This window comes from Bordetella sp. 02P26C-1 (assembly GCF_009763255.1).
Lineage (GTDB): Bacteria > Pseudomonadota > Gammaproteobacteria > Burkholderiales > Burkholderiaceae_B > Bordetella_A.
The window spans coordinates 26,791-53,484 of record NZ_WSJB01000010.1 but is presented as its reverse complement, the minus strand read 5'-3'; the positions used below and the strand labels follow the sequence as shown (position 1 = coordinate 53,484).

At 61.3% G+C, this 26,694-nt stretch carries 23 protein-coding genes; 9 read left to right on the top strand and 14 right to left on the bottom strand.

What is annotated here, in order from left to right; genetic code table 11:
* Window positions 1–19: 19 nt before the first annotated feature.
* From GOQ28_RS05925 to GOQ28_RS05905, 5 genes are all read right to left on the bottom strand, one after another.
* The gene (locus GOQ28_RS05925; RefSeq protein WP_160351067.1) at window positions 20–628 is read right to left on the bottom strand and encodes an SCO family protein; all 609 of its coding nucleotides are present in this window, start codon (window positions 626–628) and stop codon (window positions 20–22) included.
* Window positions 629–645: 17 nt separating this feature from the next.
* Entirely contained in the window at window positions 646–1,539 is an 894-nt protein-coding gene (cyoE, locus tag GOQ28_RS05920; protein WP_160355792.1) for a heme o synthase, read from the bottom strand.
* Window positions 1,540–1,549: 10 nt separating this feature from the next.
* Entirely contained in the window at window positions 1,550–2,575 is a 1,026-nt protein-coding gene (locus tag GOQ28_RS05915) for a COX15/CtaA family protein (RefSeq protein ID WP_160355791.1), read from the bottom strand.
* A 12-nt stretch (window positions 2,576–2,587) separates the two neighbouring features.
* The gene (locus tag GOQ28_RS05910; RefSeq protein WP_160355790.1) at window positions 2,588–3,295 is read right to left on the bottom strand and encodes an SCO family protein; all 708 of its coding nucleotides are present in this window, start codon (window positions 3,293–3,295) and stop codon (window positions 2,588–2,590) included.
* 81 nt (window positions 3,296–3,376) lie between these two features.
* Entirely contained in the window at window positions 3,377–4,141 is a 765-nt protein-coding gene (locus tag GOQ28_RS05905; RefSeq protein ID WP_160355789.1) for an SURF1 family protein, read from the bottom strand.
* Window positions 4,142–4,176: 35 nt separating this feature from the next.
* Here GOQ28_RS05905 and GOQ28_RS05900 point away from each other — a divergent pair, with 35 nt between their 5' ends.
* A complete protein-coding gene (locus tag GOQ28_RS05900) occupies window positions 4,177–4,377 on the top strand; it encodes a twin transmembrane helix small protein (RefSeq protein ID WP_160355788.1) in 201 nt (66 codons plus the stop codon).
* 100 nt (window positions 4,378–4,477) lie between these two features.
* Here GOQ28_RS05900 and GOQ28_RS05895 read toward each other — a convergent pair whose 3' ends face one another.
* The 5 genes from GOQ28_RS05895 to coxB all read right to left on the bottom strand — a co-directional run bounded on the left by GOQ28_RS05895 (window position 4,478) and on the right by coxB (window position 8,601).
* On the bottom strand, window positions 4,478–5,353 hold the full coding sequence (locus tag GOQ28_RS05895) for a cytochrome c oxidase subunit 3 (protein ID WP_160351073.1): 876 nt from the start codon (window positions 5,351–5,353) through the stop codon (window positions 4,478–4,480).
* A 10-nt stretch (window positions 5,354–5,363) separates the two neighbouring features.
* A complete protein-coding gene (locus tag GOQ28_RS05890) occupies window positions 5,364–5,588 on the bottom strand; it encodes a DUF2970 domain-containing protein (RefSeq protein ID WP_160351074.1) in 225 nt (74 codons plus the stop codon).
* 8 nt (window positions 5,589–5,596) lie between these two features.
* Window positions 5,597–5,710, bottom strand: a complete 114-nt coding sequence (locus tag GOQ28_RS18595) for a cytochrome oxidase small assembly protein (RefSeq protein WP_236844245.1) — start codon at window positions 5,708–5,710, stop codon at window positions 5,597–5,599.
* Between the two features lie 18 nt (window positions 5,711–5,728).
* Complete coding sequence (gene ctaD, locus GOQ28_RS05885) at window positions 5,729–7,351, bottom strand: cytochrome c oxidase subunit I (protein ID WP_160355787.1); 1,623 nt, start codon at window positions 7,349–7,351, stop codon at window positions 5,729–5,731.
* Window positions 7,352–7,440: 89 nt separating this feature from the next.
* The gene (gene coxB, locus GOQ28_RS05880) at window positions 7,441–8,601 is read right to left on the bottom strand and encodes a cytochrome c oxidase subunit II (protein WP_160351076.1); all 1,161 of its coding nucleotides are present in this window, start codon (window positions 8,599–8,601) and stop codon (window positions 7,441–7,443) included.
* Between the two features lie 236 nt (window positions 8,602–8,837).
* Between coxB and GOQ28_RS05875 the strand changes: the two genes are divergently transcribed.
* Complete coding sequence (locus GOQ28_RS05875; RefSeq protein WP_160355786.1) at window positions 8,838–9,665, top strand: NUDIX hydrolase; 828 nt, start codon at window positions 8,838–8,840, stop codon at window positions 9,663–9,665.
* A gap of 1 nt (window position 9,666) precedes the next feature.
* On the opposite strand, the gene GOQ28_RS05870 is transcribed toward GOQ28_RS05875, so the two are convergent.
* Window positions 9,667–12,237: a cation:proton antiporter gene (locus tag GOQ28_RS05870; RefSeq protein WP_160355785.1), complete on the bottom strand. Its 2,571-nt coding sequence runs from the start codon at window positions 12,235–12,237 to the stop codon at window positions 9,667–9,669.
* Window positions 12,238–12,421: 184 nt separating this feature from the next.
* On the opposite strand from GOQ28_RS05870, the gene GOQ28_RS05865 reads away from it, so the two are divergent.
* Complete coding sequence (locus GOQ28_RS05865; RefSeq protein WP_160355784.1) at window positions 12,422–13,237, top strand: phosphodiesterase; 816 nt, start codon at window positions 12,422–12,424, stop codon at window positions 13,235–13,237.
* 365 nt (window positions 13,238–13,602) lie between these two features.
* On the opposite strand, the gene rpoH is transcribed toward GOQ28_RS05865, so the two are convergent.
* The 3 genes from rpoH to fghA form a co-directional block, all read right to left on the bottom strand.
* Window positions 13,603–14,487: an RNA polymerase sigma factor RpoH gene (gene rpoH, locus GOQ28_RS05860; protein WP_160351080.1), complete on the bottom strand. Its 885-nt coding sequence runs from the start codon at window positions 14,485–14,487 to the stop codon at window positions 13,603–13,605.
* Between the two features lie 163 nt (window positions 14,488–14,650).
* Entirely contained in the window at window positions 14,651–15,340 is a 690-nt protein-coding gene (locus GOQ28_RS05855; RefSeq protein WP_160351126.1) for a hypothetical protein, read from the bottom strand.
* Between the two features lie 79 nt (window positions 15,341–15,419).
* Entirely contained in the window at window positions 15,420–16,274 is an 855-nt protein-coding gene (gene fghA / locus GOQ28_RS05850) for an S-formylglutathione hydrolase (RefSeq protein WP_202109470.1), read from the bottom strand.
* Between the two features lie 179 nt (window positions 16,275–16,453).
* Between fghA and GOQ28_RS05845 the strand changes: the two genes are divergently transcribed.
* The 6 genes from GOQ28_RS05845 to mlaE all read left to right on the top strand — a co-directional run bounded on the left by GOQ28_RS05845 (window position 16,454) and on the right by mlaE (window position 26,680).
* On the top strand, window positions 16,454–17,167 hold the full coding sequence (locus GOQ28_RS05845; RefSeq protein WP_160355783.1) for a hypothetical protein: 714 nt from the start codon (window positions 16,454–16,456) through the stop codon (window positions 17,165–17,167).
* 374 nt (window positions 17,168–17,541) lie between these two features.
* Window positions 17,542–22,278, top strand: a complete 4,737-nt coding sequence (locus tag GOQ28_RS05840; protein WP_160355782.1) for a glutamate synthase-related protein — start codon at window positions 17,542–17,544, stop codon at window positions 22,276–22,278.
* A gap of 17 nt (window positions 22,279–22,295) precedes the next feature.
* Window positions 22,296–23,762, top strand: a complete 1,467-nt coding sequence (locus GOQ28_RS05835) for a glutamate synthase subunit beta (RefSeq protein WP_160355781.1) — start codon at window positions 22,296–22,298, stop codon at window positions 23,760–23,762.
* Between the two features lie 129 nt (window positions 23,763–23,891).
* A complete protein-coding gene (locus GOQ28_RS05830; RefSeq protein WP_160355780.1) occupies window positions 23,892–24,878 on the top strand; it encodes a Bug family tripartite tricarboxylate transporter substrate binding protein in 987 nt (328 codons plus the stop codon).
* Between the two features lie 180 nt (window positions 24,879–25,058).
* Window positions 25,059–25,895: an ABC transporter ATP-binding protein gene (locus tag GOQ28_RS05825; protein ID WP_160355779.1), complete on the top strand. Its 837-nt coding sequence runs from the start codon at window positions 25,059–25,061 to the stop codon at window positions 25,893–25,895.
* Entirely contained in the window at window positions 25,892–26,680 is a 789-nt protein-coding gene (mlaE, locus tag GOQ28_RS05820; RefSeq protein WP_160351091.1) for a lipid asymmetry maintenance ABC transporter permease subunit MlaE, read from the top strand. Before GOQ28_RS05825 ends, mlaE begins: the two co-directional genes overlap by 4 nt.
* Window positions 26,681–26,694 lie beyond the last annotated feature (14 nt).

The window sequence follows — 26,694 nt, the reverse complement described above, 5'->3', positions numbered from 1 at the left end:
GACAAGCGAGCGTCCGCGCTTATTTCGAGTCCAACAACAGCTTGATATCGTGCGCCATCGCGTCGGCGCCCAGGCTATTGCCAAGCAAGACCCGCGATTCGCCTTTCGGATCAAAGAGATAGAAGGCGGCGGTATGGTCCATGGTGTAGTTGTCCCCCTCGGTGGGGATTTTGGCGTAATACGCTTTGAACGATGCCGCCGCCGCGCGAATCTCGGCGGGCGTACCCGTCAAGCCGAGAAAGCGTGGGTCGAAGCTCGTCACGTATTGCTTCAGGATCTCCGGGGTGTCACGCTCGGGATCGACGGTCACCATCAGCACCTGCACGCGATCGGCGTCCGGGCCAAGCTTCTGCATGACTTGCGAGAGCTCAGCCAAGGCCGTGGGGCATACGTCCGGACACTGGGTGAACCCGAAAAACACCACCACCACCTTGCCGGCCAAGCCCTCGATCGTGCGCTTTTCGCCGTTTTGATCGGTCAGGGCCATCGCGCGGCCCAGGTGAGTCCCGGTGATGTCGCTACCCTGGAATTTTGCTTCGGGCTCGCTGCAACCGGCCAGCACGCCGGCGGCAAGCATAAGGGCCGCGCCGCGCAATAACGTGCGGCGTAGGGCGGAAAACACGGACATGAATGGGATCTCCCAGGTCAAAGCAACAAGCCGGCCCAGTGGTCCACCAATAAGGCGGCGAACAACAACGACAGATATAGGATCGAGAACCGGAACAGGCGACGCGCCAACTCGTCGCTGTACTGACGGTACAACCGCCACGCGTAGCTGACAAACATCGCACCCAGCACCAGCGCGCACACCAGATAGAACCAGCCGCTCATGCGCACGATAAACGGCAAGACCGTCGAGGCCACCAGCGCCAAGCTATACAGCAGGATCTGCAGTCGCGTGTATTCCTCGCCATGCGTGACTGGCAACATGGGCAGCCCCGATTTCACATAATCGTGGCGGCGATACAGCGCCAGCGCCCAGAAATGCGGGGGCGTCCAAATAAAGATAATTAAGACCAGTGCCCATGCCTGGGCGGGCACGGCATCGGCCACCGCCGCCCAGCCCAGCGCGGGCGGCATCGCGCCCGATATCCCGCCAATCACGATGTTTTGGGGCGTGCGTGGCTTGAGAATGATGGTGTAGATGATCGCGTAGCCCACGAACGTGGCGAAAGTGAGCCACATCGTCAAGGGATTCACCAGGTGATACAACACCAGCATGCCGGCGCCGCCCAGCAACCCGGACAGCAAAATCACCTGGGTAGCGGAAATCGTGCCGCGCGCGGTGGCGCGGCGGGCGGTGCGCAGCATGCGCGCATCTACCTCCTGCTCGATCAGGCAGTTGATTGCAAAGGCGGCGGCCGCCAATAACCAGATACCCACGGTCCCGAAGACAACGCGGCCCAGATCGGGCATCCCCGGCACGGCCAGGAACATACCGATGACGGCGCAGAACACAGCCAGCTGCGTTACGCGCGGCTTGGTCAGCACGAGATACTGGCGCAACAGGCCGGATTGAGGAGCGGCAAGACTAGACATGGGAGCTATTTTAAACGCCCGGCGCCGATCCGGCCGACGGCGCACGGCCCGCGTTGGCCAGACGCACCAGGATGACCACGCTCACCAGCGTCAGGCCCGCCGCACCGCCGTTATGTAACACCGCAATCAACAATGGCCACTGGAAGAAAATCGTCGTCAGACCCGTCAACAACTGTGCGCCCAACAACGCCAGCATCAGCGTAGCCGGACCCCGTAATCCCGACACGCCGCGCAATCGCCACGCCAGCGCACCGAGATAAACCAGCACGATAAAGGCGAAATTGCGGTGTACCCAGTGGATCGCCGTCAGCGCATGCTGGGAAATCATTTCACCCGAAGGCAGCTCGCCCAAGCCCCGGATCACAGAGAACCCGCCCGCGAAATCCATCTCGGGCACCCATTCCCCGTGACAGGTCGGGAAATCCAGACAAGCCAGCGCAGCATAGTTAGTGCTTACCCACCCGCCCAACGCGATTTGCACCGCCAATAGCGCCAGTCCGACAATCAGCCACGGTCGCCAGCGCTTGGCGCTGACAGGCACGGGATCATGCACCCGCTCGCGCGCGGATAGCCACGTCATCAAGGCCAATAGCGACAGCCCCAGCACCAAATGCAGCGTCACCACGGCGGGCATGAGTTTGTGCGTCACCGTCCAAGCGCCGAACGCCCCCTGCACACACACCGCGATCAACGTCACGACCGCGAGCACGGGGGAGCGACCCAATTCACGCCGGTATCGCCACGCCATCCACACAATCGCGATGATCAACATCCCTAAGAACGCGCCGACATAGCGATGAATCATCTCGATCCACGCCTTGGACAGTGTCACCGGGCCATAAGGCATGGCTTGCGCGGCTTGATGGATGTCACTGAGCGCGCCAATGGGCGTGACGCTGCCATAACACCCCGGCCAATCGGGACAACCCAGGCCCGAATCCGTCAGGCGCACAAACGCGCCGAACATGATCAGATCGAGGGTCAGGAACCAGGTGAAAAACACCAGTTTGCGATAACGTTCTTTGATGGATTGCATAGCGACGCGGCGTTAACCAATGCGCGAGTTATACACAAGCTTGCTAATGTCCTTGCGTACTCGCACCCCATCGGCCTCGGCCGGGAACTGCAGCATCAGATTGCCTAGCGGGTCGATGACCCAGATAGGACCTGACAATGCTTGCGCAGCGGCGAGGGCGGACGGACCGGCGGGTGAAGAAACAGCTTGGGACAATGAAACAGAGCGTACAGGTGAATCGGCCGACGGGCTCGCCGGGCGGGGTGGTGCCTCTGCGGGCAGCAGAAAACGCGCCAGTTGTTCAGGCTTGGCCCGCAGCATGATCGTGCCCTGGTAGGCTTGCAGGACCTTCTCAGGCACCTGGCCGTCATCGGTGATGAACCAGACACGCGCCAGCCGGTCGACATTCTTGCCTTGGCTGGCATGCGAATTACGGGTGATGAACAACTGGCGGGCGCAGGATTCGGGACACGCGGCCTCGCCTGCGCTGACTAGCAGCCATTTGCCCTTCAGACTATTCAGGTCAAAGGGCTCGCCCTCTAGTGTAGTCAATTGCAGCGCATCTGGGCCCGGCATGGGGCGCTGCGGCTCGACCAGGGTGCCATAGTTGCTGGACTGATCCGGCCACCATTGCGGGTTGCTATAGACGAGAAAAGCCGCCACGACGGGCGCAAGGCAACACAGCAATACCAATACCAGCGGCGTGAGCGATCGCTTCTTCGCAGGACCGGTGAGATTCATTTGCGCCACGTGTATCTTCCTATGGGAGCCAGCATCGACAGAGTCGTTGATCGGGGGAAAGTTCCAAAATCCTGGGCGCCCTCACGGCCGCCGCCAGGTGCGCCAGGCCAGCACCAAGGCCGCGATCGCGGCAATTGCCGCGAATGAAAACCACTGCAGTGCATAGCCGCGATTCTGGTGATAGTCGACGGACGGCTGGGGCCAATCGCGCACCAGCGCGTCCTCGCCCTCGGTCTGCATCAGAACCACGGGCAGCAGCCGCAATCCCGTGGCCTTGGAGTAGTCGGCCAATTCCAGATTCTGCAACTGTGGGATGCCGTCCGCGGCAGGCAAGGTCGCCGGCAACTGACCCTGTTTGTCTGAGCCCAATGACCATAATTCAAACAAGCGCGGCACGTGGGGATACATCTCGCCCACGATGGTCTGGACGCCGTCTGGCGTCGGTGGCAGATCGGGAAGCTGACGCACGCCCGCATTCGCACCCAAGGTCCGAGGCAGCCATCCGCGCAGCACCAGCACCGCGACTTCATCGCGCCCGGCAAGCAGCATCGGCGTGGCAAGCCAGTAGCCGGGTTTGCCGTGCTGGTTACGGTTATCCAGCAAGATGGTGAATTGATTCAGCCATTGTCCCGCGACCCGCGCCGGCCGCCAGGCGGTAAGCTCCGTATCGGGCGTGCTTGCTCTAAGCACCACGGGCGTCTGCGCCCGGCCTGCCTCAATGCGCTCGGCCGTGGCCAGACGTTCGTCCGCGCGACGCAGCTGCCATGCCCCCAACGAAACACACAGCGCGACGACCAGGCCCAGCAGTACCAAAGTTAACAAGATACGCCGTACTGAATGAGCCATGTCTGCAATAATTCCGTTTTACCCCGGAGGCCAAAATGCGCATTGTTGTCGTCTTGGCATTCATCGGTATTCTGGCCAGTCTGGCGTCTGCGCTGTTTTACTTGATGAAGGATAAGGGCACCACCAATCGTACGGTCAACGCATTGACGGTACGCATCGGGTTATCGGTGGTCCTGTTTTTGTTTGTGCTGTTCGCCCACCACATGGGCTGGATAGAGAGTACCGGTTTTCGCTGATCACTGCCGGGCTGCGCCCGTCTGCGTGGCTGCGCCTGGCGCAGCCCGCGGAGCGTGCCCGTAGGCGCCACCCCGATGCCACGGTGACGCCCGTGTTCGCTTAGAACCAGTAGACAAACAAGTACAGGCCCAGCCACACCACGTCCACGAAGTGCCAGTACCACGCCGCGCCCTCAAAGCCGAAGTGATGCTGAGGGGTGAAGTGGCCGCGCATCAGACGGATCATGATCACCGTCAGCATGGTCGCGCCAATGATCACGTGAAAGCCGTGAAAGCCAGTCAGCATGTAAAACAGCGACCCATACGCGCCAGAGCTGAATTTCAGGTTCAGGTCGTAAATAGCGTGACGGTACTCATACGCCTGGCACACCACGAAGATAAAACCAAGCGCCACCGTGGCGAACAACCAGAAGATCGCCTTGCGACGATGGTCCTCACGCAGCGCATGGTGCGCGATGGTCAGCGTGACACCCGAGGTCAGCAGCAACGCGGTATTGATGGTCGGCAGCCAGAACGGGCCCACGGTCTGGAACGGCTCGACCACCCCGGCCGGCCCGAAGTTCGGCCACGCCGCCTGAAAATCCGGCCACAGCATCAAGCGGTGATCCAAGTCACCCAGCCATGGCGTCGTGATCGTACGCACATACCAGAGCGCGCCGAAAAACGCCGCAAAGAACATGACCTCGGAAAAGATGAACCAGCTCATGCTCCATCGATACGACACATCGATGCGTCTGCTGTTCAGGCCGGTTTCCGATTCCTGTATCGCATCGCCAAACCAGTAATAGAGCGAGGTGATCAGACCCAGAAAGCCCACCAGCACGACCCACTTGCCCCAGCCGACCTGGTTAATCCAAGCCGCCGCGCCCAAGCCCATCGCCAACAGACAGACCGCTGTGCGCACGGGGTGCGCGGAATCCGCGGGTACGTAGTAGTAAGGCGCCTCTTTCACATGAACCGAGTGGCTTGCACTCATGGTCGTCTCCTTAGCTCAAACTCGCCACGGCCCATCGCACGATCGCGATTAGCACCAATACAAAAATCACGCCTGCCAAGATGCCCGCGATGATCAGATGCACGGGGTTAAGCTTGGCCGCATCCTCTTGATAACCCGACCCGCGACGCACGCCGAACATTCCCCACAACACGGCTTTGAGCGTTTGAAAAAAGCTCAGCTTGCGTCGCGAAGCATCACGGATGTCTTGGGTCATCGCAGCACCTATTTGGTAAACACCACGGAGCCGCGAAAGAACGTCCAGGCGAACAACGCCACCACCAGCGCCACCAAGATCAGCGCAACTTTCTTATTACGACGGCGTTGCTCCGGAGTCATGACTATCGCCTCTTGTGTTTACTTCACCTCGGGCGGCGTCTCGAAGGTATGGAAGGGCGCCGGCGACGGCACCGTCCATTCCAGACCCTCGGCACCTTCCCACGGCTTGGCCGGCGCGATTGCACCCTTGCCGCGATAGCACTGCAGCATGATGTAGAGGAAGAGCAACTGCGAGATGCCAAACCAGAACGCGCCAATCGTCGCGATCTGGTGGAAGGTCGTGAACTGCGCCGCATAATCCACATAACGACGCGGCATGCCAGCCAGACCCAGAAAGTGCATCGGGAAGAAGGTCACGTTAAACGAAATCAGCGTCGACCAGAAATGCAGCTTGCCCAGCTTTTCGTTGTACATGCGGCCGGTCCACTTCGGCACCCAGTAATAGGCGCCCGCGAACAACGCGAAGAGCGAACCCGCCACCAGCACGTAGTGGAAGTGCGCCACCACGTAATAGGTATCGTGGACTTGAATATCGATAGGCGCCACCGACAGAATCAGGCCCGTGAAGCCGCCGATCGTGAACACGAAGATAAACCCGATCGAGAACAACATCGGCGTCTCGAACGTCATCGAACCGCGCCACATCGTGGCCACCCAGTTAAACACCTTCACCCCGGTGGGGATGGAGATCAGCATGGTGGCGTACATGAAATACAGCTGACCGGTGATCGGCATGCCGGTGGTGAACATGTGGTGCGCCCACACGATAAAGGACAGCACCGCGATGGCCGAGGTCGCATAAACCATCGAGGCATAGCCGAACAACTTCTTGCGCGAGAACGCGGGCACGATGGCCGACACGATCCCGAACGCCGGCAAGATCATGATGTAAACCTCGGGGTGCCCGAAGAACCAGAACACGTGCTGATACAGCACGGGGTCGCCGCCCGCGGCGGCATTAAAGAACCCGGTGCCGAAATGGCGATCCGTCAGTAGCATCGTGATCGCCGCGGCCAGCACCGGCATCACCGCGATCAAGAGGAAAGCCGTGATCAACCACGTCCAGCAAAACAGCGGCATCTTCATCAACGTCATGCCCGGGGCACGCATGTTGAGGATCGTGACGATCACGTTGATCGCGCCCATGATGGACGAGGCGCCCATGATGTGCACCGCGAAGATGGCCAGATCCATGCCGGGACCCATCTGCGTGGACAGCGGCGCATATAAGGTCCAGCCTGCCGCCGTCGCGCCACCGGGCACGAAGAACGACGCCGTCAGCATGATGCCCGCCACTGGCAGCAACCAGAAGCTGAAGTTATTCATCCGCGCGAACGCCATATCCGAGGCGCCGATCTGCAGCGGAATCATCCAGTTCGCAAAGCCCACAAAGGCCGGCATGATCGCGCCGAACACCATGATGAGTCCGTGCATCGTGGTGAACTGGTTAAAGAGTTCCGGCTGAAAGAACTGAATACCCGGTTCGAACAATTCCGTGCGCAAGAGCAGGGCGAGCGTGCCACCCTCGAGCAACATGACGAACGAGAAGATGAGATACATCGTCCCGATGTCTTTGTGGTTGGTCGCAAACAGCCAACGTCGCCATCCTGTCGGAATGGCGTGGTGATGGTCATCGTGGTCATCGTGGCCGTGGCTGTGCCCGTGGCCCGGCGCGACGTGGTCTACAGTGACGCTGCTCATGATCGACTCCTTCCTACTCTTTGCCGGACTCGTGCGAGAGTCCGGTGATGTCTCGTAACGGGTTCTGCGCTTCAAGGACGGGCTAGCGATCAGCGCTTAGCGACCGAGTCCTTGGGCTGAACCACGGGGTCTTCGCCCTTGCCTGCGTTGCTCCAGGCGTTGCGGGTATAGGTGACGACAGCGGCGATTTCGACGTCATTCAACTGACCGCCGAACGCGGCCATCGCCGTTCCGGGCCGGCCGTGCAGCACGACATCGAGTTGTGCGTCTTTGGGACCTAAGACGGTTTTGTCGCCATCCAGGGCCGGAAAGGAGCCAGGTACGCCTTTACCGTTAGCCTGGTGACAGGCCACACAGTTGGCGGCATAGACCTTTTCGCCTCGCGCGATGAGTTCTTCCGCGGTCCATTCCTTGTTGGGATCGTCCGCGTTGGCCGCCATTTTCTTTTTCTGTTCTTCGGCCCACGCGTCGAACTTATCTTGCGGCAGCACTTCGACCACGATAGGCATAAAGGCGTGATCCTTGCCGCACAGCTCCGCGCACTGACCGCGATAAATGCCGGGCTTCTCCGCGCGGAACCAGGTATCGCGCAAAAAGCCGGGGATCGCATCCTGCTTCACACCAAAGTCGGGGACCATCCACGAGTGAATCACGTCGGCAGCGGTCACCACGACACGAATCTTCTTGTCGACGGGCACGACCAGATGGTTATCGGTCTCCATCAGGTAATACAGACCCTTGGGCTCGCGATTCTCGATCTGCGCGCGAGGCGTGGACAGGGTGGCCAGGAACTTCACTCCACTCGCTGGGCCATCAAGGTACTCGTAGCCCCATTTCCATTGGTAGCCCGTAACCTTGACCGTCATGTCCGAGCTGGAAGTGTCCTTCATGGCAACCACCGTCCGCGTAGCGGGCAGGGCCATGGCAATCACAATAATGAAAGGGATAACCGTCCAGGCGACTTCAACGCCCAGATGCTCATGAAAAGTGGAGGCCTGGTGACCGCGCGATTTGCGGTGCGCCCAGATCGAATAGAACATGACGCCAAAGACGCCAATGAAAATCAGGCCGCATATCGTCAGCAGCAGCCAGTGAAGCCACATCACATCCTGCGCGATCTGCGTCACGCCTTCGGGAAGGTTGAGCTGATCAACCTTGGGTCCGCCGGGCATATTTTCCACTTTCGCGCCGACGGCACAGCTAAACAGCAAACCACAAACGCTTAGTACCCCTCTCCACCACTTCTTCATGCTTACTCCGAAACATGTTGCGGGCTCTTCCGGGCCGGGATGCTGCAGCGGACGGAATGCTCGCAATTATTAAGACGGCAGGTGCGACTTGGACCCAGAGACGGCGGCCGGCCTGAATCCCTAACCTCGGAATTATAGCGGACGCCCCTTCCGGTGTTATCTCACGCTCCAGCATCATACACAACAACATCGATCCGGCGCGCGCCGGCGTTGGCCGTGTGCACTAAAATCCACCCATGTTATATGCCCCGATTGACAACGACGCCCATTGGTCCGCGCGCTACACGCGGTTAGCCGAGCGCGTACAAGAGCCGCCGCCAGAATTAGCGCGCCCGCTCTATATTGCCGACCATTGCTGTGGGTGGGCCACGCACGCCGCCTGCGATGCGCTCAGCCAGCTGGCTGGCGTACAAGTGCAACCCGATGCGCTGCGCATTGGAACAGGGCTGCCCGTGGGCGCCGAGCTGGACGCATTGCTTGCTCGGGTTGCACAGACGCTGCGCGAAGCCGACTGCCTGCGCGGCTGGCGTAATGAGCTCATGGATGTATTCGCCATGGACACCCGGCTCGGCATGATCGAACGCGCCGCCATGCGGCCCCTGGGTCTATTGACCCGCGCCGTGCATCTGAATGCCTGGACGCCGGACGGTGAATTGTGGGTCGCGCGTCGTGCGTTGAGTAAATCCACCGATCCCGGCATGTGGGACACGCTGGTTGGCGGTTTAGCCAGCAGTCAGGAAGATCTGGAACACGCACTATTGCGCGAATGCGCGGAAGAAGCCGGCCTCTCGCCCGACAGTCTCGCGGCCCGTACGCCGTTGCGCACGGTATTGCGCATGCACCGTCGCCTGCCGGAGGGTTATCAGGTCGAGGACATTCTCACCAGCACCTGCGTGTTGCCGGCCGGCACATGCCCGGTGAACCAGGATGGCGAGGTCATGGAAATTGAACAGATCAGCGTGGCCGAGGCTCTGCGTCGCATCGACGAGGGCGACTTCACGGTAGAAGCCGCGCTCGTCATCCTGGAAGACATCACCCGCCGCCACGCGCACGGCGAGATTTAAGCTAGCTGACGTTGGACGGGGCTGCCGGGCCGATGTCCGCGGGGGGATCGGCGGGCTTTTCGGACGGGGTGGTCGTACCGGTTTGCGAATACTGTTTCCAGACCTCGATCGCGCGCAGCCGCTGTTTGGCCACCAGCTGCACCCGTTCGCGCAAATCGGCATCGCGCGCAAGCAAGGCCTCGAAGTCGCGCAGGGACAGCATCAAGAGCTTGCTATATCCCAGTGAATGCACGTCCGGCGTGATCTGCTGTTCGCCCAGCAGCGCCAGTTCGCCAAAGAATTCGCCACTGCCTAGTTCGATCGTCGTGCCATCGGGCAAATGCACGGACACCGCACCCGAGGCGACAAAGCACATCTCCAGCCCGTGACGTCCGCGCGTGAGTACCGGTTGGTCCGGCAGCGCGAGGCGGGGTTTGAGCAACCGGCCGATCGCATGCAGGGAATCGGCGCTTAAACCTTCGAACAAAGGCACACGCTTGATGAGTTCGGCGGCGCTGAGCTCCATATCCAGCGGCGGGTGCTTGTCGATATGACGCCAGCGTCCTTTGAGCTGACTCATGAGATCCGCATAAACCTCGCCGCTGATGAGGAACTGCTCGAGCATGTCGTGATAGCGGATGCGTTCCAGCTCGCGCGCCGTGCGACCCAGGTAGCTTTCCTGCAACCACAATGCGTAGGAGGGATATTGCAGATTCAGCGATTGCAAGGCATGGACAATCATGTCGAGGCGGCGCTGATGCACAGCCACGATTTGTTGGGCGGCCGCATCGCCGAGCAAGGGCGCGATCTGCTGTTGGGCGAAGATAATTAACCGCTGTGCCACGGACCGCTTGGTCAAGAGGCTCGCAAACCGTTTACCCAACTCGTAGGCCAGCCATCCTTGAAAGCCAAACATGTAGTGCATGCGCAGCGCGATACGGAAACCGCGTGAATAGCGAACATCCGCCGCCATGCCCTTTTCAAAGCCTTCCAGCCCACCGTTACGCACCACGTCTTCTAATCGTTCCGATCGCGCCAATAGCGACTCGGCCAGACGCCAGTCCACGATCTGCGCCTTCAGGATATCGAAAAACATTTCCTGCTCGCGCTGCGCGAGAATGACCAGCCCGACTTGGACCCGCTGCTCGTGCGACATCTGGCCCACTTGGCCATCGTGCACACTGGCCAGGCTGGCATCGAACACCGAGTGTATGCGGTCGCGGGCTTCCGGACTGATGTGGTCGGTGTCCGCGATTTCGTCGGCCTTGCCCTGCAGGTCCCCCAGCGCCACCATCAAGGCCTGATTGCGTATCGTGCGCTCGGCACTCGAGAGCTGATTGATCCCCAGCATTCGAATCAGCGGGCGCAACGTCATGCCGTTGATGAACAGCGTGGCCAGCACAAAGCCCGTGGTCACCACGGCAATAAAGTGTCTCTCGGCCTCGGGAACGGCGCTTTGCTCGGTCACGGCCAAGGCCAGCGCCAGCGACACGGCGCCGCGCAAGCCTCCCCAGGTCATGACGGTTTTGTATGGCGTGCTGACCTTCGTGCCAAAGGGCGTCAAACCCAGTAGTGGCAGCAGCCCGAATACGACCAACGCACGGGCGAACAGGGTCGCCACAAACACCACGACAATCAGCAGCAACTCTTGCGGGTCCGTGGCGGCCATGAGCTTGGGCACCAGCATCGCCGCGAAAATAAAGATCAGCGAGTTCGCCCAGAAGCCGAATTGTTCCCAGGAACTGGCCAGGTGCTCGAAGGTCACCGGCGACATGCGCGTGCGGCCGGTAGACCCCACGACCAAGCCCGCGATCACCGTGGCGACTACGCCCGACACGCCGAGATAATGCTCGGAAATAAAGAACGAGAGATAGGCTAGGGTCAGTGTCAGCGTGATTTCTGCTGTAGGAAAGCCGCGCAACCAGGCAAACAGAAAACATGCCGCCCGGCCCATGACAAAGCCTGCCACGCCTCCTCCAATAAAGTGCGTGATGAAATCGGTAAACACGCCCCCGGCGCTCAAGGTGCCCGTACCGCCCAGGACGGCCAGCAGCACCGAGTACAACGCAATCGACGCCGCGTCGTTGAACAGGGCCTCGCCCTCGACCAATGTTGTCAGCCGCTTGGGCGCGCCCACCTCGCGGAAAATACCGACCACGGCCACCGGATCGGTGGTGGCCACGATGGCGCCAAGCAACAAACACGCGACCATCCCATACGACGACACGGCATTGACGGTCCAGCCGACCACCAGCGTACACACCACCACTGCCACGATCGCCATCATCAAAATAGGACCAATATCGTCCATCAGGCGACGCACGTTCATCGCCAGTGCCGTCTCGAACAGCAGCACGGGCAGAAACACCATCAGGAAAGTTTCGGACGAAATTTCGAACCGCTCGATGGTGTCGAACAGGTCGCCCAGCACCGGAGGCGCCCAGCCATGCAGGTGCAGGCCCACACCCAGCAAACACCCCACGATTGCCAGCAGCACGGAATAGGGCAGCTTGACGCGGCCCGCTAAGGGCGGCATGAAACAGACCAGCGTAAGCAGGCCCGCAAGTCCAAAAACAATGAATCCAATATCCATGGAGGAAGTGTCGAGACGCTGAGAGTTCAGCCAGGCTCACAGAATAGCGCTTTTTCGTCGCGATGCTTGCCCGCGTGCCCCCGCAGAATTCAGCACGTTTGGTTACGCGGCTCGCGGAGAAACCACCCATTTCGGCGGCTTTTTCGGTAAGGTACTGAGCTTTAATAAACTGCATGGAGGCCCTTTGAAGGCTTCACATTCCAGCTCTGTCCGTGCCGAGGCGCCCAAGCTGTTGGTACAACTCACCGATTTGCACTTGATGGCCGAGCCGGAAAGCGAAATGTGCCATGTCAACACCGATGCCAGTCTGCGCGCGGTGATCGATCTGGTGCGCGCGAACGGGCATCGCCCGGATCTGGTGCTGGCCACCGGGGATCTGTCGCAAGATGGTTCGCCGTGTGCCTACGAACGTCTACAAAAGGTATTGGCGCAAACAAACTGGCCTGTGCGTTGTCTGCCCGGCAACCATGATGATCCCCTGGTGATGCGCGAGGTGCTGGGACCCTGGACCGACCCTGTGGTCGATATCGGCGCGTGGCGCGTCGTGATGCTGGATTCCACCATTCCGGGCTCGAACGCAGGATATCTCAGCGATGAACAGCTGGATTTATTGGAAACCGCAGCCGGCGATCAAGATCGTCATGTGCTGGTGGCCCTGCATCACAATCCTATCCAAGTCGCCAGCGGCTTTACCGACACCATGATGTTGGAAAACGCGTCTACGCTGTTTCAGCGCCTGGCCGCGCTGCCGCGCACGCGCGTGCTGCTGTGGGGTCATGTGCATCAGGCGCTGGATCGCCGCCGCCATCATCTGCGTCTGCTGGCGACGCCTTCGACCTGTTTTCAATTTACTGTTCGCGATGGCAAACATGCGATCGACCCGTCGCCACCCGGCTACCGCTGGTTAAAGCTTTATCAGGACGGCTCGTTTGCCACGGGCGTGCGTCGTATCGGCGCGGCAGCGTGGCAGGCGGTGCAGACGAGGTCACAGGCGGCCTGACGGACCCAGGGCGAGCAGGCAAAAAAATAGGGCACCGATATGCGAGGTGCCCTGCAAGCATCCGTTTCTTAGGGGAGGGGAAGAGGAGAAGCCGAAACGGATGCAAGACTACATGTGCCGTGAACGGCGATTGTCGTCTACAGTGGTTAGTCACGTTTACGGCAATTTAGTTTCCAGATCGGGACCATTACGGGGCTAGAAATTGCATCAAAATGTAAGCCATTCCCGGTATGGGCGTGCCCGTAGAGCACCGCAGTAAGCCATAGGCCGTGTGTAAACGGCACGGCCCCCTGAGGTGGACATTCATCTCACACCCAGGAGGCCGTTTTATGTGTACCGGACCTTACCAGCCGGCAAAAACAGCGTCAGGCAGATAACGCGCCGCGCATCTTCTTCAGTGCCGCCGCTTCAATCTGGCGAATACGCTCGGCCGATACGCCGAACTCTTGGGCCAGATCCTGCAACGTGGCGCCGCCCTCGTCCTGCAGCCAGCGCGCCTCGATAATGCGGCGCGCGCGCGGATCCAGGGCCTCGAGCGCGTTGGCCAAGCCGGTGCCTTGCAGCTGATCGTATTCACGACGATCCAGCACGCGAGTGGGTTCGGCTTGCCCTTCGTCAGAGAGGTACGAAATGGGCGCGTAAGCGTCCTCGTCGTCATCCTGCTTTTCCAGCGACAGATCACGGCCGGACAGGCGGACTTCCATTTCGCTGACGTCTTCGCGGCGTACGTTAAGCGCTTGCGCGATATGGTCGACTTGCTCGCGATCGAGCGTTTGGCCATCGGGGCGCATGCTGCGCAGGTTAAAGAACAGCTTGCGCTGTGCTTTGGTGGTAGCGACCTTCACCATGCGCCAGTTGCGGATGATGAATTCGTGAATTTCGGCTTTGATCCAATGGACGGCGAACGACACCAGGCGTACACCACGCTCGGGATCGAAACGCTTGACGGCCTTCATCAGGCCGACGTTGCCTTCTTGGATTAGGTCGGCGTGCGGCAGGCCGTAGCCCAGATACTGACGGGCAACCGACACCACCAGGCGCAGGTGCGACAACACGAGTTCTCGAGCCGCCTCGAGATCGTCGTTATCGCGCAGGCGGCGACCTAATTCGGTTTCGCGTTCGGCCGTCAGGACCGGCAGACGGTTGACGGCGGAAATATAGGCCTCGATGGTGCCTAGCGAGCCCGGATTGGCAACGGCCAACGCCAGGGCGTTGCCAGTAAGGGCCAACGAGCTACCGGGTTGATTCATGGTTGCGTCCTCCAGGTGGGAATTGACAGCGGGATTCTTTGATATTAGCACTCTCTCCATGTGAGTGCTAATTGGACTGGCAGCCCGCGTAAAAGTTCAGACTGGTCTGAGATTTTGTGACGCTAGGACCGTATTCAGACTGGCAGCACCCTCTGTGCCTGGGCTACCAGCCACGCTGCTTCAACGCCTCGGCGGTCACCGTGTCGCCCGGGCGTATGACTACCGCCCCGCGCGGGTCCATATAGACCTGATAGCGCGCACCGTCGAACATCGGCATATAGGCGGCGCTACCGTATTGCACGTCGACAAAGGGCAGCCAGTTGGGGAACACCTGCCTGAGCACTGCTAGATCCGGCACCGGCCAGTCTGACAAATCGTGCACGCTACGCGGCGCCTCTTGTTCCTGCCGGATATCGGTGTAGCGCCCGGCCAGACGCTCGAATCGGTACAAGGGCGGCGCGCCCGCCAGCAGGGCGGGCAGGCGCCAGCGGATCACCTTGGCGTCGATCTGCCACTGGTCGCCCGTCAGGACATAGTCGCGGTCCGCGCTGCCCGAAAGCGCCGTGGTCACGACAAACGCTCCGGGCGCCTGCTCACGCATCGACACGCTGGCGACCGGCACGTCTGTGGTCAGCCGTAGAAACTGCACCAGCGTCAGCGCCAGGAAAGCCGACACGGCGGCGAGCAGAATCAGCAGGAGGCCGAACAGCCGCCGAACAGGGCGCAGGCGGAACATCCGCCGCCCTCGGGCATCGCGTGGACCGCCTCGGCCGAATAACAGCAGGCCGCCGGGGATCAGCACCACCAGGGCAACTAAGGCCATCCAGATAAAAGGAGCGAAACCGTTGATCACCGGGTCATCCATTCAGACACCGGGGCGGCCGCCCCGGCGCGTTGCGGGATATTCAATTCACAATAGCCCGCAAGCCGCCTCAACGCAAACCCAGTCGCTCGGCGTGAAACTGCAGATGGTCGGCCATGAAGGTCGAGATAAAGTAATAGCCGTGGTCGTAGTCCGCGTGGCGCCGCAGCGTCAGCGGCTGATTCGCCTGGCGGCAGGCATCCTCGAAGGCCTCGGGGTAAAGTTGCTCGGCCAAAAAGCCATCGGCCAGGCCTTGATCGATCAGAATCCCCTCCGGGAAGGGGCGCTGCGCCCGGGCCATGAGTTCGCTGGCGTCATAGGCCTTCCAGGCCTCGGTATCCGTGCCAAGATAGCCCTCGAATGCCTTTTTCCCCCAGGGGCAGCGCGTGGGTGCAGCGATGGGCGCGAAGGCCGAAACGGAGCGGAATTTATCTGGGTGCCGCAGGGCCAGCACCAGGGCGCCATGGCCGCCCATGGAATGGCCGAAGATCCCCGTACGCGCCGGGTCGCCAGGCAGCTGCCCGGTGGCGATGGCGTACAGCTCTTTGGTCACATAGCTTTCCATGCGGTAGTGCGGCCGCCAGGCGGACGTTGTCGCATCGAGATAAAAGCCCGCGCCGGTACCGAAATCCCAGTCCGCGTCCTCGCCCGGCACGCCCGCGCCACGCGGGCTCGTGTCGGGGGCGACCAGCATCATCCCCAATTCGGCGGCCAGCCGTTGCGCGCCGCCTTTGATCATGAAGGTTTCCTCGGTGCAGGTCAGGCCTGCCAGATAAAACAGCACGGGCACGGGGCCCCGTTCTGCGTGGGGCGGAAGGAAAACAGAGAATCGCATCGGCAGGCCGATTTCGCTCGAAGCATGCCGGTAAAAACGTTGCCAACCGCCGAAACAGCGGTGCTGGGAAATGAGTTCCAAGTCTGCCATGGCGTGTGAACCTATATGACTGGTTGCGTGACGCCCGATCTTAACCCGCGCGGTCGGGTCGGGCGCCCGCCCGCGGTGCCGCGTGACGCCCGTCGATATTGCCTCTCGACGGGTGTGGCACTATTTATATATAGTGATCTACACCACCGTTCTGTCCGGCTTCGCGGCCCTATCATGCTATGGCTCGACTGCCCCGTTTGTACGCCCCCGGCCTACCCCAGCTGATTCAGGCGAATTTTGTGCACCCTCTGGCGACGCCCTCGCAGCCGACGCCGCAGGAGGTATTGAACCAACTGGCCACCTGGCTGGGAGAAGCCGCGCAACGCCATCGAGTCGCCGTTCATGGGTGGGTGCTGGCGATCGACCGTATCCTGCTGCTGGCAACCCCCACGGACGAGGAAGGCCTGCCGCGTCTGATGCAGACGCTGGGGCGGAATCTGGCGGCGCGCTTGCGCAGCGGTCGTGTGTTTGCGGGACGCTACCGATCCGCATTGCTGGAGCCCGGCGTGTGGGTATTGCCCGCGCTGGTATGGCTGGAAACCTACCCGGTACGTAGCGGCGCCTCGCCAGATGCCGAGGCCTGGCCCTGGTCTTCCGCCGGTAACCACACCGGCCACACGTTGGCGGCGACACCTGCGACGCAGTGGCAGTCGGACCACGCGGATTACTGGGCTTGCGGCAATACACCGTTTGACCGACAAGCAAATTACCGTCGCCGGCTGCATGACGGACTGTCGCGCGAGCAAAGCCAGCGGATCGACCAGGCCGTGATGGGCCAATGGGCGCTCGGCGGCCCTGAGTTCATCGCCAACCTCGCCCATACAGCCAGCCGGCGCGTATCTCCCGGGCAGCGTGGCAGACCCCGTAAGAAGCCGGTAGACGCGGCGCAATAGCTGCTCACTTTGACAATTTTCCGGTCTCCCGTGGAAGGCCGGGGCTAGTGTCTGCGCGAACGTGCAGTGCAGCACCGATGTCGCCAGAGCCGTGTCTGCCAGCCGATCTGTTGAAAATCACCAAATTAAAACGGGGACGCATTGTACTATTTCTGTGCAAACACGACGCCTGTCTCTACCCTGTGGATAATCCAGCTTTTACAAGCACTTGATTTATAGATAGTTTTTATATGCCCCTAATTTTATTTAGCACTTTAATGAACTATATAAATAAGGGACATACCATCAAATTTTAGTTGCACGCAACGCCATAGCGCAGTATCGTCGGGACCTTGCACTGCAACATCCCACGCAGACCCACTGCGGAGCGCGCTATGTCATTGACTTCAAAAAACTCTTCCTGTCGCCCCGAAGCGACGCCTATCGATGCGACCCGCATCGGTCTGCCGCCTGCCCAAGGCCTTTACAACCCCAAGAATGAGCATGACGCCTGTGGTGTCGGTTTTGTCGCGCATATCAAGGGGCGCAAGAGCCACGCGATCATCCAGCAAGGTCTGAAGATCCTGGAGAACCTGGATCACCGGGGTGCCGTGGGCGCTGACAAGTTGATGGGCGATGGCGCGGGCATTCTGATTCAGATCCCCGATGCGCTCTATCGCGACGACATGAGCCAGCGCGGCATCACGCTGCCGCCTCCGGGCGAGTACGGCGTGGCCATGGTCTTCCTGCCCAAGGAAACCGCCTCGCGTCTGGCATGCGAGCAAGAACTGGAACGCGCGGTCCGTGCCGAAGGTCAGACCGTACTGGGCTGGCGCGATGTGCCGGTGGATGTCGAGATGCCCATGTCGCCCACCGTGCGCTCGGTCGAGCCGGTGATCCGTCAGCTGTTCATCGGCCGCGGCGCCGACGTCATGGTGCCGGATGCGCTGGAACGCAAGCTGTACGTGATCCGCAAGACGGCCAGCCACGCCATCCAAGGCATGCGCCTGGCGCACGGCAAGGAATATTTCGTACCGTCGGCATCGGTGCGCACGGTGGTCTATAAGGGCCTGCTGCTGGCTGACCAGGTCGGCCGCTACTACCGCGATCTGGCCGACCCGCGCGCGGTATCGGCGCTGGCGCTGGTGCACCAACGCTTCTCGACCAACACGTTCCCGGCCTGGCCGCTGGCTCACCCGTATCGCATGATCGCCCACAATGGCGAAATCAATACGGTCAAGGGCAACTTCAACTGGCTGCGCGCGCGCGAAGGCATGATGCAGTCGGCCGTGTTGGGCGACGACCTGAAAAAGCTGTACCCCATTGTCTACGAAGGCCAATCGGATACGGCCACGTTCGACAACTGCCTGGAACTGCTGGTGAACTCCGGCTATCCGCTGTCGCACGCGATGATGATGATGATCCCGGAAGCCTGGGAGCAAAACACGCAGATGGACGCGAGCCGCCGCGCGTTCTACGAATACCACGCCGCGATGATGGAGCCGTGGGACGGCCCGGCCGCCGTGGCCTTTACCGATGGCCGTCAGATCGGCGCCACGCTGGACCGCAACGGCCTGCGTCCCGCGCGCTATCTGATTACGGACGACGACATGGTCATCATGGCGTCCGAAGCCGGCACGCTGCCCATCCCCGAGCACCGCATCGTCAAGAAATGGCGTCTGCAGCCGGGCAAGATGTTCCTGATCGATCTGGAGCAAGGCCGCATCATCGACGATACGGAGATCAAGCTGCAGCTGGCCAACAGCCGCCCGTACCGTCAGTGGATTCAACGCCTGCAACTGAAGCTGGAATCGCTGCCCGCGCCGCGTCAGGCCGCCCAGGCGCCCGAGTCGTCGGTGTCGTTGCTGGATCGCCAGCAGGCGTTTGGCTGGACTCAGGAAGACTACAAGTTCATCCTCGAACCGATGGCCACCCTCGGCGAGGAAGTGGTCGGCTCGATGGGTAACGATGCGCCGCTGGCGGTGCTGTCGAACCGCGCCAAGCCTTTCTATAACTATTTCCGTCAGTTGTTCGCGCAAGTCACCAACCCGCCGATCGATCCGATCCGCGAACAGATGGTGATGTCGCTGGTGTCCTTTATCGGTCCGAAGCCGAACCTGCTGGACATCAACAACGTCAACCCCCCGCTGCGTCTGGAAGTGTCTCAGCCGGTGCTGGATTTCGCCGCGATGGCGCAGATCCGTGACATCGAGCAGGTCACGGGCAAGAAATTCCGCAGCTATGAACTGGACATCACGTATCCGGTGGCTTGGGGTGCCGAAGGCATCGAAGCCCGCGTGGCAGCGCTGTGCGCGCGTGCCGTGGATGCGGTGCAAAGCGGCTACAACATCCTGATCGTGTCCGATCGTCTGGTCGATAGCGAACGCGTGGCGATCCCAGCACTGCTGGCGACCTCCGCCGTGCATCAACACCTGATCCGTACCGGTCTGCGCACCGCGACGGGCCTGGTGGTGGAAACCGGTTCGGCACGCGAAGTGCACCATTTCGCGTTGCTGGGCGGTTATGGCGCGGAAGCCATCCACCCCTACCTGGCGTTGGAATCGCTGGGTCGCCTGGCCGATCCGGAAAAGGCGGTCAAGAACTACATCAAGGCGGTGGGCAAGGGCTTGAACAAGGTCATGTCCAAGATGGGCATCTCGACCTACATGTCCTACACCGGCGCGCAGATTTTCGAAGCCGTGGGTCTGCAACGCAATCTGGTTGATCAGTACTTCACCGGTACGGCATCGACCATCGAAGGCATCGGCATTTTCGAAGTCGCCGAAGAAGCCTTGCGTCAGCATCGCGCGGCCTTCAGCGCCGACCCGGTGCTGGCCAACGATCTGGATGCCGGTGGCGACTACGCCTACCGTGTGCGTGGCGAAGAGCATATGTGGACGCCCGATTCCATCGCCAAGCTGCAGCATGCTTCGCGCGCCAACAACTATCGCACGTACAAGGAGTACGCGCAGATCATCAACGATCAGACGCGTCGCCACATGACGCTGCGCGGTCTGTTCTCGTTCCGCTTCGATCCGACGCGCGCGATTCCGCTGGATGAGGTCGAACCGGCCAAGGAAATCGTCAAGCGTTTTGCGACCGGCGCGATGTCGCTGGGGTCGATCTCGACCGAGGCGCACTCGGTATTGGCCGTGGCGATGAACCGCATCGGCGGCAAGTCGAATACCGGCGAAGGCGGCGAAGACGAACTGCGCTACCGCGCCGAACTGCGCGAAGGCAAGAGCAACGTCAAGGACGGCGATACGCTGGCCTCGATCTTGGGCGGTGATCGTATTGAAGCCGATGTGCCGCTGAAGGCCGGCGACTCGCTGCGTTCGCGCATCAAGCAGGTGGCCTCGGGTCGCTTTGGCGTCTCGGCCGAATACCTGAGCAGCGCCGATCAGATCCAGATCAAGATGGCGCAAGGCGCCAAGCCCGGCGAAGGCGGTCAGCTGCCGGGCCACAAGGTCACCGACTACATCGCCAAGCTGCGTTATTCCGTGCCGGGCGTGGGTCTGATCTCGCCCCCGCCGCACCACGACATCTACTCGATCGAAGACTTGGCTCAGCTGATTCACGATCTGAAGAACGTCAATAACCGTGCCTCGATTTCGGTCAAGCTGGTGTCCGAAGTCGGCGTGGGTACCGTGGCGGCAGGTGTCGCCAAGGCCAAGGCCGATCACGTCGTGATCGCCGGTCATGACGGCGGCACTGGTGCATCGCCCGTGTCCTCGATCAAGCACGTGGGTACGCCTTGGGAACTGGGCCTGGCCGAAACGCAGCAAACGCTGGTGCTCAACCGCCTGCGCAGCCGTATTCGTGTGCAGGCCGACGGTCAGATGAAGACCGGCCGCGATGTGGTGATCGCCGCATTGCTGGGCGCCGATGAGTTCGGCTTCGCGACCGCGCCGCTGGTCGTCGAAGGCTGCATCATGATGCGCAAGTGCCATCTGAACACCTGCCCGGTGGGCGTGGCCACGCAAGATCCGGTGCTGCGTCGCAAGTTCCAGGGCAAGCCCGAGCATGTGGTGAACTTCTTCTTCTTTATCGCTGAAGAAGTGCGCGAAATCATGGCTCAGCTGGGAATTCGCAAGTTCGACGAACTGGTGGGTCGCGCCGATCTGCTCGATACGCGTGCTGGCATCGAACACTGGAAAGCGCAAGGTCTGGATTTCAGCCGCGTGTTCCATCAGCCGCAGATCGACACCGAGAAGCGTCATACCGAGATCCAGGATCATGGTCTCGAACACGCGCTGGATCACTTGTTGATCGAGCGCAGCAAGCCCGCGCTGGAACGTGGCGAGAAAGTCTCGTTCATCACGCCCGTGCGTAACCGCAACCGCACCATTGGCGCCATGCTGTCGGGCGCGGTGGCATCGCGTTACGGTCACGAAGGTCTGCCGGACGACACGATCCATATCCAGTGCAACGGCACCGCCGGTCAAAGCTTTGGCGCGTTCCTCGCGCACGGCATCACGCTGGATCTGGTGGGCGAGGGTAACGACTACGTGGGTAAAGGCTTGTCGGGCGGCCGCATCATCGTGCGTTCGCCCAACGACTTCCGCGGCTTTGGCCCCGACCACATCATCGTGGGCAACACGGTGCTGTACGGCGCGCTGTCTGGCGAGGCGTTCTTTAACGGCGTGGCCGGCGAGCGTTTCGCGGTGCGTAACTCGGGTGCCGCCACGGTGGTGGAAGGCACGGGTGATCACGGCTGCGAATACATGACCGGCGGCACGGTGGTGGTGCTGGGCGACACGGGCCGCAACTTTGCTGCCGGTATGTCGGGCGGTGTGGCCTATGTATGGGATCCGGATCGCAGCTTCAAGCATCGCTGCAACCTGGCAATGGTGGAACTCGAACCCGTGCTGTCGCACGAAGAGCAAGAGTCGGCAGACGATCGTTCCGGCTGGCATAGCGCGCAACGCGGTGGCGAACGCGCGACCGACGAAGCGATCCTGCGCAAGCTGATCGAGGACCATTTCCGCTACACCGGCAGCTTCCGCGCCCGCGAGATTCTGGGCGACTGGCAAGCCGCGCGCGGCAAGTTCATCAAAGTGATGCCGACGGAATACCGTCGCGCTCTGGGCGAAATGTGGCGTGCAGCCAACCCCGAACAATTGGCTGCATAAGGGCCGAAGGATTAACCATGGGAAAGATAACGGGCTTTATGGAATATCAACGGCTGCACGAAGCCGTTGAAGCACCGCAAAAGCGTCTGAAGAACTGGCGCGAATTTGTGATGCGCCTGGACGATGGCTCGGCCAAGATTCAGGCCGCGCGCTGCATGGATTGCGGCATCCCGTTCTGTCATAACGGATGCCCGGTCAACAACCTCATTCCTGACTGGAATGATCTGGTCTACAACCAGGACTGGCGCCGCGCGATTGACTCGCTGCACTCGACCAATAACTTCCCGGAGTTCACCGGACGCATCTGTCCGGCGCCCTGTGAAGCCGCCTGCACGCTGAATATCAACAATGACGCGGTAGGCATCAAGTCGATCGAGCACGCCATCATCGACAAGGCCTGGGAAGAAGGCTGGGTCGTGCCGCAGGTGCCGGCTCGCAAGACCGGCAAGAAAGTCGCGGTCGTGGGCTCGGGCCCGTCGGGGCTGGCTTGTGCGCAGCAGCTGGCGCGCGTGGGGCACTCGGTGACGGTGTTTGAAAAGAGCGACCGTATCGGCGGACTGCTGCGCTACGGCATCCCTGACTTCAAGCTGGAGAAGTCGCAGATCGATCGCCGTATCGCCCAGATGGAAGCCGAGGGCGTGGAGTTCGCCCCGTCGACTTACATCGGCAATCAGGATGATCCGGTGGCTGATGGCTTGACGGTGCGCACGCCGCAATCGCTGCTGGAAGAGTTTGACGCCGTCGTGATGACGGGCGGCTCGGAAACGCCACGCGATCTGCCCGTGCCGGGCCGCGAGCTCGATGGCGTTTATTTCGCGATGGATTTCCTGCGTCAGCAGAACAAAGCCGTCGCGGGCGATCGCCTGACCAAGCAGACGCTGGCCAAGGGCAAGCACGTGGTCGTGATCGGTGGCGGCGATACCGGCTCGGACTGCGTGGGCACCAGCAACCGCCATGGCGCGCTGTCGGTCACGCAATTCGAACTGATGCCGCAGCCTCCGGAAAGCGAGAACAAACCGCTGGTGTGGCCGTACTGGCCGCTGAAGCTGCGCACCTCGTCCTCGCACGAAGAAGGCTGCGAGCGCGACTGGGCGGTGACGACCAAGGCGCTGGTGGGCAGCAATGGCAAGGTCGAGAAACTAGTCGGAGCGCGCGTCGAGTGGTTCACCGACGAAGCCACGGGCCAGATGAAGATGCGCGAGATCGAAGGCTCGGAATTCGAAATCAAGGCCGATCTGGTGCTGCTGGCGATGGGCTTTGTCTCGCCGGTACAAAAAGTGCTGGATGCGTTCGGCGTGGAACGTGACGCGCGCGGCAATGTGCGCGCCAACACCGACGACTATCGCACCAGCGTGGACAAGGTCTTCGCCGCGGGCGATATGCGCCGGGGTCAATCGTTGGTGGTGTGGGCCATCCGCGAAGGTCGCCAATGTGCCCGTTCGGTCGATGAGTACTTGATGGGTGAAAGCGACCTGCCCCGATAAGGATCAAGGCAGACGCGTCCAACGGCCAGTTCCCACCCAGGGACTGGCCGTTTTGTTTTGAGCGCGCGGGGGAGAGGGCATAATAGCGGCCTCGCGCATTAGCATTACCAAATAACGAGGAGTACGCGCATGAAATCCCTACGTCCCCTTTTGGCTGGTCTTGTAGCCATCACCACCTTGGCAAGCGCCTCGATCGCGCGCGCGCAAGACGTGGGCGACTGGCCCTCCAAACCGATTACCTTCATCGTTCCCTACGCCCCGGGCGGCTTTGCCGACACGCGCATGCGACTGATCGCGCGCAAGCTCGGTGACGCGCTCAACCAGACCGTCGTGGTGGAAAACAAGGCGGGCGCGGGCGGCGTGATCGGCACCAACCTGATCGCCAAGGCCGCACCGGACGGCTACACCATTGGCGCGGGCAACTTGGCGCCCATGGCCGTGAACCCGACGCTGATGGACAAGATCCCCTACCAGGCCGACAAAGATCTGGCACCCGTGATCCTGGTCGAGAACAGCCCGCTGGTATTGAGCGTGAACAACTCTCTGCCGGTGAAGAACCTGAAAGAACTGATCGAACTGGCCAAAAAAGAACCGGGCAAGCTGACGTTCGGCTCTTCCGGCGTGGGCGGGGCTCACCACCTGTCTGGCGAAATGTTCCGCGAACAGGCCGACATCGATATCGTGCACGTGCCCTACAAGGGCGGCAGCCCCGCAGCCGCTGACCTGATGGGCGGCCACATCGCGATGATGTTCGAAATGGGCTATTCGGCGCTGCCGGCTATCCAGAGCACGAAGGTCCATCCGATCGCCGTGACCTCGAAAGAGCGTTTGAAGGTCTTGCCCGATGTGCCGACTATGGACGAAGCCGGCCTGCCCGGATTCGAGTCGTATAACTGGCAAGGCATTGTGGCCCCGGCTGGCACGCCCGAGCCCATCATCGCCAAGCTCAATACGGAGCTGAACAAGATCCTGCAAGACGCGGAAGTGCAGCGCGCCATCGCCGATACCGGCAGTCAGGCCGGCGGCGGCAGCCCCGAGGATTTCGGCAAGTTCATCGCCGCCGAGACCCAGAAGTGGGCGGATGTGATCAAGAAAGGCAACATTACTCTGCAGTAAGCGGCATAATCGCCCCCTGGCACGCTCGCAAGGGCAAGTTACAATGGGCGACGTCCATCGCCCTGCCGCGACCTACGCGGCGGGGCGATGGGCCTGTTTGACTGTTGGCTTGACCCGGCGCAGTTACCCTATGGTCCACCCCTTTGTCGGCTGGCTTGTCCTGGCCTACGTCTATTGCCCATGTCCGTTCATACGTCCAGCAGTTCCGAACCCGCTTTATCCCTAGACGCCGTGGCGCTGGGATATGGCGACTTCACGGTATTGCGGGACATCACGATGACGGTTCAGCCGGGCCAGGTGGTGGCCGTGATGGGTGGTTCGGGTTCGGGCAAAACGACGTTGCTGCGGGCCGCGACCGGACAGTTACCCCCCCAGCGCGGCCGTGTGCACGTGTTCGGGACGGATTTGAGCCAAATCGATCGCGACCAGTTGCAGGCCTTGCGCCAGCGCATGGGGGTCTTGTTTCAGCAAGGCGCGCTGTTTACGGACCTGAACGTCTTTGAAAATGTCGCGTTCCCGCTGCGCGAACACACGAAGATGGCTGAGGCGGAAATTCGCGCCCGCGTGCTGGAAAAGCTCGATGCGGTCGGCCTGCGTGCCGCGGCGCATTTGCGCGTGGCGGAAATTTCAGGCGGCATGGCCCGGCGCGTGGCACTGGCGCGCGCCGTGGTGTTGGAACCCGAATTGATTTTGTACGACGAGCCCTTTGCAGGCTTGGACCCGATTTCGCTAGGGATCACGGCGCGCCTGATCCGCGACCTGTCCGACCGGCTGCATTGCGCATCCGTGCTGATTACGCACGACGTGGAAGAATCCTTTGCCATTGCCGATCGCGTCTATTTGGTCGGCCAGGGTGAACTCGTCATGTCTGGCACGCCGCAATCGCTGAGGGACTCCTCCGATCCCTATGTCCAGCAATTCCTGCGCGGCGAGCCCGACGGGCCCGTCGCGTTTCAGTATCCCGAAACACCGGCCTTTCGCGCGTGGCTGGCCAAGCAAGAGGGCCGCGCATCATGATCGGACCGATTACCGCGATCAGCGCGCTGGGCCGCTGGGTGCGCCATCGCATCAGCGACATCGGCGTCTTTACCCGTTTCTTTTTTCAACTGCTGATACGCAGCGGAATCGTCTTTAAACGCCCGCGGCTGGTGTCGCAGCAAGTGCATTTCATCGGCAATTACTCCCTGCTGATTATCGTGGTGTCGGGGCTGTTTGTCGGCTTCGTGCTGGGATTGCAGGGCTACTACACCCTGAATCGCTACGGCTCGGAAGAGGCACTGGGCTTGCTGGTGGCGCTGTCGCTGGTGCGCGAGCTGGGCCCGGTGGTCACGGCTTTGCTGTTTGCCGGGCGGGCAGGCACCTCGCTCACGGCCGAGATCGGTTTGATGAAGGCGGGTGAGCAGCTCTCGGCCATGGAAGTGATGGCCGTCGATCCGATGCGCCGCGTGCTGGTGCCGCGTTTCTGGGGTGGGGTCATTGCGATGCCCATTCTGGCGGCCGTGTTTTCCATGGTCGGCATTCTGGGTGGCTGGGTCGTGGGCGTGCTGCTCATTGGCGTGGACCCCGGCGCCTTCTGGTCGCAAATGCAAAGCGGCGTGGACGTCTGGAACGATGTGGCCAACGGCGTGCTGAAAAGCATTGTGTTTGGCGTGGCCGTCACGCTGGTGGCCCTCTACCAGGGCTGGCAGGCGCGCGCCACGCCCGAGGGCGTCGCACGCGCCACCACCCGCACTGTCGTCGTCGGCTCGCTGGCGGTGCTGGGTCTGGACTTCTTGCTTACCGCCCTGATGTTTGGCGAATAATACGGATTAGTACC